Origin of the sequence: Tepidiforma sp. (assembly GCF_026419595.1) — a bacterium.
Lineage (GTDB): Bacteria > Chloroflexota > Dehalococcoidia > Tepidiformales > Tepidiformaceae > Tepidiforma.
In genome coordinates this window covers 1-4,778 of record NZ_JANZZD010000049.1, presented here as the reverse complement: position 1 = coordinate 4,778, position 4,778 = coordinate 1, and the positions used below count along the sequence as shown (strand labels likewise).

Genomic DNA, 4,778 nt, shown 5'->3' with positions numbered 1-4,778 from the left:
CCTCCAACCTCCAACCTCCAACCTCCAACCTCCAACCTCCAACCTCCAACCTCCAACCTCCAACCTCCAACCGTAGTTGCGGGGCTCCGTCCCCGCGGGGCGCCATGCGCCCAACGGATGTCCCGGGAGCCGGGAAGCGGGAGGCGGGAAGCGGGTGGATGCGGACGTCCGGGTGGGCCTCGCCGGCCCTCCGCGGGCACGGAGGCCCGCGACTACGGAGTTTGGAGTTGGGAGTTGGGAGCAGGGAGCAGGGAGCAGGGAGAGGAGGGTAACCTCCAACCTCCAACCTCCGGTTCCCGCTTCCCGGCTCCCGGTTCCCCGTTCCCGCTCTCCCGGCTTGCCCGGGGTGCGGGTTCCGCCTAGAGTCGGGGCATGCCGCTCTTTGGGGAGCCGGGCCAGCGCATCGCGTATGAGCGGTATCCGCACCCGGGCGGGGGGCCGCCGCTCTACCTCCTTCATGGCTTCACGGCGAGCGCGGCGTCGTTCGCGGCCAACCTTGCGGCGCTGCGGGAACACTTCACGGTCGTGACCGTGGAGCTCCTGGGCCACGGCGGTTCGGAGGCGCCGGCAGACCCGGCAGCGTACGCGCCCGAGCGCGCGGTCGCACGCATCCTGGGGCTGATGGACGCGCTGTGCGACGACCGCGCGCTCCTCTGCGGGCATTCGCTCGGCGGGGCCGTGGCGGTGCAGTGCGCGCTGACGGCCCCGGAGCGGTTCGCCGGCCTCATCATCATCAACTCGGCCTCGGCGGCGGGAACGCCCGCGTGGGCGGCCGCCGCGCGGGAGGGGATGCTGGCGCTGGCTTCGCGGGTGCGGGCGGAGGGGACGGAGTTCCTCAAGGCGACGCGGCTCTACCCGGCGCAAAGCCGGCGGCTGGACGAGCGGTCGCGGGAGCTGCTGACGCGGGATTTCGACCGGCTGACGCCGGAGGGGCTGGCCGGCACGGCGGAGGGACTCATCCCGGCGGTGAACGCCTTCGAACGGCTGCCGGAACTGCGGGTGCCGGTGCTCGTGGTGGCGGGGGAGCGCGACCGGGACTTCATCGAGGTGCTGCCGGGCTTCCTGGCGCAGCTGCCGCCGGGGCTGGCGCGCGTCGTGCGGCTGCCCGGGGCCGGCCACGCCGCGAATCTCGAAGCGCCGCGGGAGTTCGAAGCAGCGGTCGTCGACTTCGCGCGCGAGCTCGGCCTGCTGGCGCCGCCATCGGCAGCCGCGACGCGCGGCCCGGCGGGGACGAACGCCCTGAGCGTCGCCGGCGGGGTGCTCATCGCGGCGGGCCTCGGCATGCTGGCGGCGGCGCTGCTGGTCGGGAGCCTGGGCCGGGACGGCGGCGGGCAGGTGTTCGTCGCGGAGCCGGAGCCGAGCCCGGCCGCGGGCTTCACGCCCGTGACCGCCGTGGCCGGCACCCGGACGGCGGTGCCGGTCGCGCCCGGGGCGGCGGCGACGCCGGCGGGCCCGGGCGGGATGGCAGCTACACCCGGCGCGCCCGGCGCTTCGCCTTCGCCGACGGCGAGCGCGACCGCCACACCGACGCGGGCGCCAGCGGGCGCGCCTGCGGCGACAGCGACGCCGACGCCGACGGCACTGCCGACCGCGACGCCGACGAACACGCCGGTCCCGACGGCGACACCGACCCCGGCGGGTCCGTATGCGGCGATCGCGGGGCCGGTGCGGGTGGAGGCGGGGGCGAGCGCCACCTACTACGACGTTTCGAACCCGACGCCGCTCAGGGTGACGTGGGTGACGCCCTCCGGGACGTTCCGGGATGTGCACGGGGTGACGGTGACGTTCCCGGCGGCCGGCTGCTACGGCATCACGATGGAAGCGATTTTCGCGGACGGGGTGACGCGGACGGCGGTGCTGAACGTGGCGGCCGGCGACGCGAGCTGCGGCGGGTGACGCTTTTCGATGAACGGTTCGTGAACGCCCGGCCCGCGGCGATGGCGTAGCATGGGGGTATGCACGACACGACCCTCCCCCGCGACCTCGAAGGCATCCACAATTTCCGGCCGGTCGGGCCGTACCGCGTCGCCGGGGGCCGGGTGCTGCAGCCGGGGAAGGTGTTCCGCTCGGGGGCGCTGGAGCCGATGACGCCGGCGGACCGGGAGGTGCTGGAGCGCGGAATCGGCCTGCGGACGATCCTCGACCTGCGCCACCCGGATGAGCTGGCGCAGGGGCCGCACCCGCTGAGCGACCGGGTCATCCGGCTCTCGATCTTTCGCGAGGAGTGGCGGCAGGAGGACCTGATCGCGGAGCTGAACGGCCTGTACGGGCCGGGCCCGTCGCCGCGGCGCTACCTGCACTACCTCGAGATCGGGGGCGACCGGCTGGCGCGGGCGTTCGAGCTGTTCGCGGAGGAGGAGCGCTACCCGTTCCTCGTCCACTGCACGGCGGGGAAGGACCGGACGGGCGTGCTCATCGGGATGATCATGGACGTGCTGGGGGCCGACCCGGCGGACATCGCGCACGAATACGGGCTGAGCGACGCGAGCATCGACCGGCTGCTGGCCTACCTTCGCGCGAGCGGCCGCCAGCTGGAAGGCACGGAGGAGGAGATCCGGGCGCGGCTCGCGACGCCGCCCGAGCGGATGGCGGGGTTCATCGAGCTGCTGCACGAACACCACGGCGGCGCGGAGGCGTTCTTCCGGAAGCAGGGGGTGAGCGCGGCCACGATCGACCGGGTGCGGGAGCTGCTCACGGCCTGAGCGGGCGGGCCGGCGTCACTCCGGCGCGGGCGCTTCGGCGGCGGCGAAGCGGGGCGCCTCGTTCGGCGCCGGGCCGAAGCGGTCGCGCGGCCACCAGGTGATGAACGCCTTGCCGACGATGCGGTCGGCCGGGATGGGGCCGAGGACGCGGCTGTCCTGGCTGTGGTTCCGGTTATCGCCCATGACGAAGTAGGCATCGGCGGGGATGCGGACCGGCGCCATATCGCCGATGGGGGGCTCGGCCGCGGCGAGGTAGGGCTCGACGAGGGCGCGGCCGTCGATGTAGACGGTGCCCTGGCGGATTTCGACGGTTTCGCCGGGGAGGCCGATGACGCGCTTCACGAGGTCGCGGTGGACGCCGGACGGGTGGTGGAAGACGACGATATCGCCGCGCTGCGGGCCGCCGAAGAGATAGCGCTCGGCGGGAGGGCCGGGCGCCCAGCCGGGCACCCAGCGCGCGAGGGCGGCGACATCGACGCGGCTGTAGGCGAGGGAGTTCACCAGCAGGAATTCGCCGTCTTCGAGCGTGGGCTCCATGGAGCTGCCGTCGACCCGGTAGTGCTGGACGCTGGCGCGGACGGCGAGGAAGACGAGGACGGCGAGGAGGGCGGTCTCGAGGATTTCGCGGGCGACGGTGGCGAGCCGGGACGGGCGGGGAGGCGCGGCCGGCGCGGCTTCAGCGGGCGGCAGGGCCGGCGCTGCGGGCCGGGGAGGGGGCACGAGGGCCGGGACCGCGGCGGGTTCGCGGCCGGCCGGGCCGTGCTGGGGCGCCCAGCGGCGCGGATCGCGGAAGAGCCAGTCGAAGGTCGGCGGCGTCTCGCTGCCGTCCGGCTGACCCGGCGCGGAGCCGGCGAGCCACGTGCCCTCGGGGTCGGCGGCGTCCGGCGCGCTGTCGTGGTCCTGGCGAAGCGCGGGCCAGGAGAGACGCCGCTGGGGCTGCGGGGCTTCGCCCATGGTGAGATTACGCCACATCCGGGTGCCGCGGGCCACTGGCGGGGTCACACCCCGTGCGGCGCGCTCCTTTCGCCCGGAGATTCGGCGGGCGGCGCCGCGCCGGACAGATCGTTCGAAGGCGAATGATCGAACCGAGGCCGGTCAGCGGCCTTCGAGCCAGGCGTTGAAGCGGGGTTCGCGGCGCTCCCGGAAGGCGGCGACGCCCTCCCGCGCGTCGGGGTGGTGGTCGCTGATGGCGGTGCGGGCGGCGATGTCTTCGAGGGCCTGGGCCCAGGTGCTCTCGGCAGCGAGGTAGAGGGAGCGCTTGAGGAGGCGCATGGCGACCTGCGGGCCTTCGGCGAGTTCGCGGGCAAGGGCCATCGCGCGGTCCATGAGGTCGGCGGGTTCGCAGACCTCGTGGACGAGGCCGAGCTCGAGCGCTTCGGCGGCGGAGACGATGCGCTTCCGCATGAGGAAGTCCATGGTCTTCGCGAGGCCGATGAGCTGGACGAGGAGGGCGTGGCCGCCTTCGTCGGGCAGGAGGCCGAAGCGGAGGGTGGCGCTCCCGAGGCGGGCCTCGCTGGAGGCGATGCGGAAGTCGCAGGCGAGGGCGAGGGAGAGGCCGGACTGGATGGCGACGCCGTTGATCGCGGCGATGCAAAGCTTGTCGAGGTTGCGGACAGCAGTGTTGAGGGCCTGCGAGAGGACGCGGAGGCCGTTGTAGGTGCCGATCTCTTCGCGGTGGCCGGGGAAGATGTCGGGCACGAGGGCCGGCCCTTCGGGCAGCGGGCGGCCGGTGATGTCGTCGCCGGCGCAGAAGGCGCGGCCGCTGCCGGTGAAGACGACGACGCGGACGCGGTCGTCCATCTGGGCCTGGGTGAGGGCTTCGATGAGGTCGCGCTTGATGGGCTGGGCGAGGCCGTTGAGACGGTCGGGCTGGTTGAAGGTGATGACGGCGATGCCGGGGGACTCGAGCCGGATATCCAAGCCGCGGAAGGAGCCGGTGGGGAACATGGGAGCCTCGGGAGTTGGGAGTTGGGAGTTGGGAGTTGGGAGAGTGTAGCGGGGTGGCGCGGCTGGCGCCGCGGGGGATGGCTGGCCGGCTTCGCCGGCGGCGCCGCGGGATGCCGCCGCTCCGCGGCG

General features: G+C 74.0%; 4 protein-coding genes. 2 read left to right on the top strand and 2 right to left on the bottom strand.

Annotated features, from left to right (window positions below; genetic code table 11):
• Positions 1 to 372: 372 nt before the first annotated feature.
• Positions 373 to 1,896, top strand: a complete 1,524-nt coding sequence (locus N2041_RS14090; RefSeq protein ID WP_297679213.1) for an alpha/beta hydrolase — start codon at positions 373 to 375, stop codon at positions 1,894 to 1,896.
• 59 nt (positions 1,897 to 1,955) lie between these two features.
• The gene (locus tag N2041_RS14085) at positions 1,956 to 2,702 is read left to right on the top strand and encodes a tyrosine-protein phosphatase (RefSeq protein ID WP_297679212.1); all 747 of its coding nucleotides are present in this window, start codon (positions 1,956 to 1,958) and stop codon (positions 2,700 to 2,702) included.
• Between the two features lie 15 nt (positions 2,703 to 2,717).
• Here N2041_RS14085 and lepB read toward each other — a convergent pair whose 3' ends face one another.
• On the bottom strand, positions 2,718 to 3,656 hold the full coding sequence (lepB, locus tag N2041_RS14080; RefSeq protein ID WP_297679211.1) for a signal peptidase I: 939 nt from the start codon (positions 3,654 to 3,656) through the stop codon (positions 2,718 to 2,720).
• Positions 3,657 to 3,797: 141 nt separating this feature from the next.
• Positions 3,798 to 4,649: an enoyl-CoA hydratase/isomerase family protein gene (locus N2041_RS14075; protein ID WP_297679210.1), complete on the bottom strand. Its 852-nt coding sequence runs from the start codon at positions 4,647 to 4,649 to the stop codon at positions 3,798 to 3,800.
• Positions 4,650 to 4,778 lie beyond the last annotated feature (129 nt).

Bases quoted from the DNA above. Each gene is read 5' to 3' on its own strand.
- N2041_RS14090 (WP_297679213.1), top strand. From the start codon at position 373: ATGCCGCTCTTTGGGGAGCCGGGCCAGCGCATCGCGTATGAGCGGTAT.
- N2041_RS14085 (WP_297679212.1), top strand. From the start codon at position 1,956: ATGCACGACACGACCCTCCCCCGCGACCTCGAAGGCATCCACAATTTC.
- lepB (WP_297679211.1), bottom strand. From the start codon at position 3,656: ATGGGCGAAGCCCCGCAGCCCCAGCGGCGTCTCTCCTGGCCCGCGCTT.
- N2041_RS14075 (WP_297679210.1), bottom strand. From the start codon at position 4,649: ATGTTCCCCACCGGCTCCTTCCGCGGCTTGGATATCCGGCTCGAGTCC.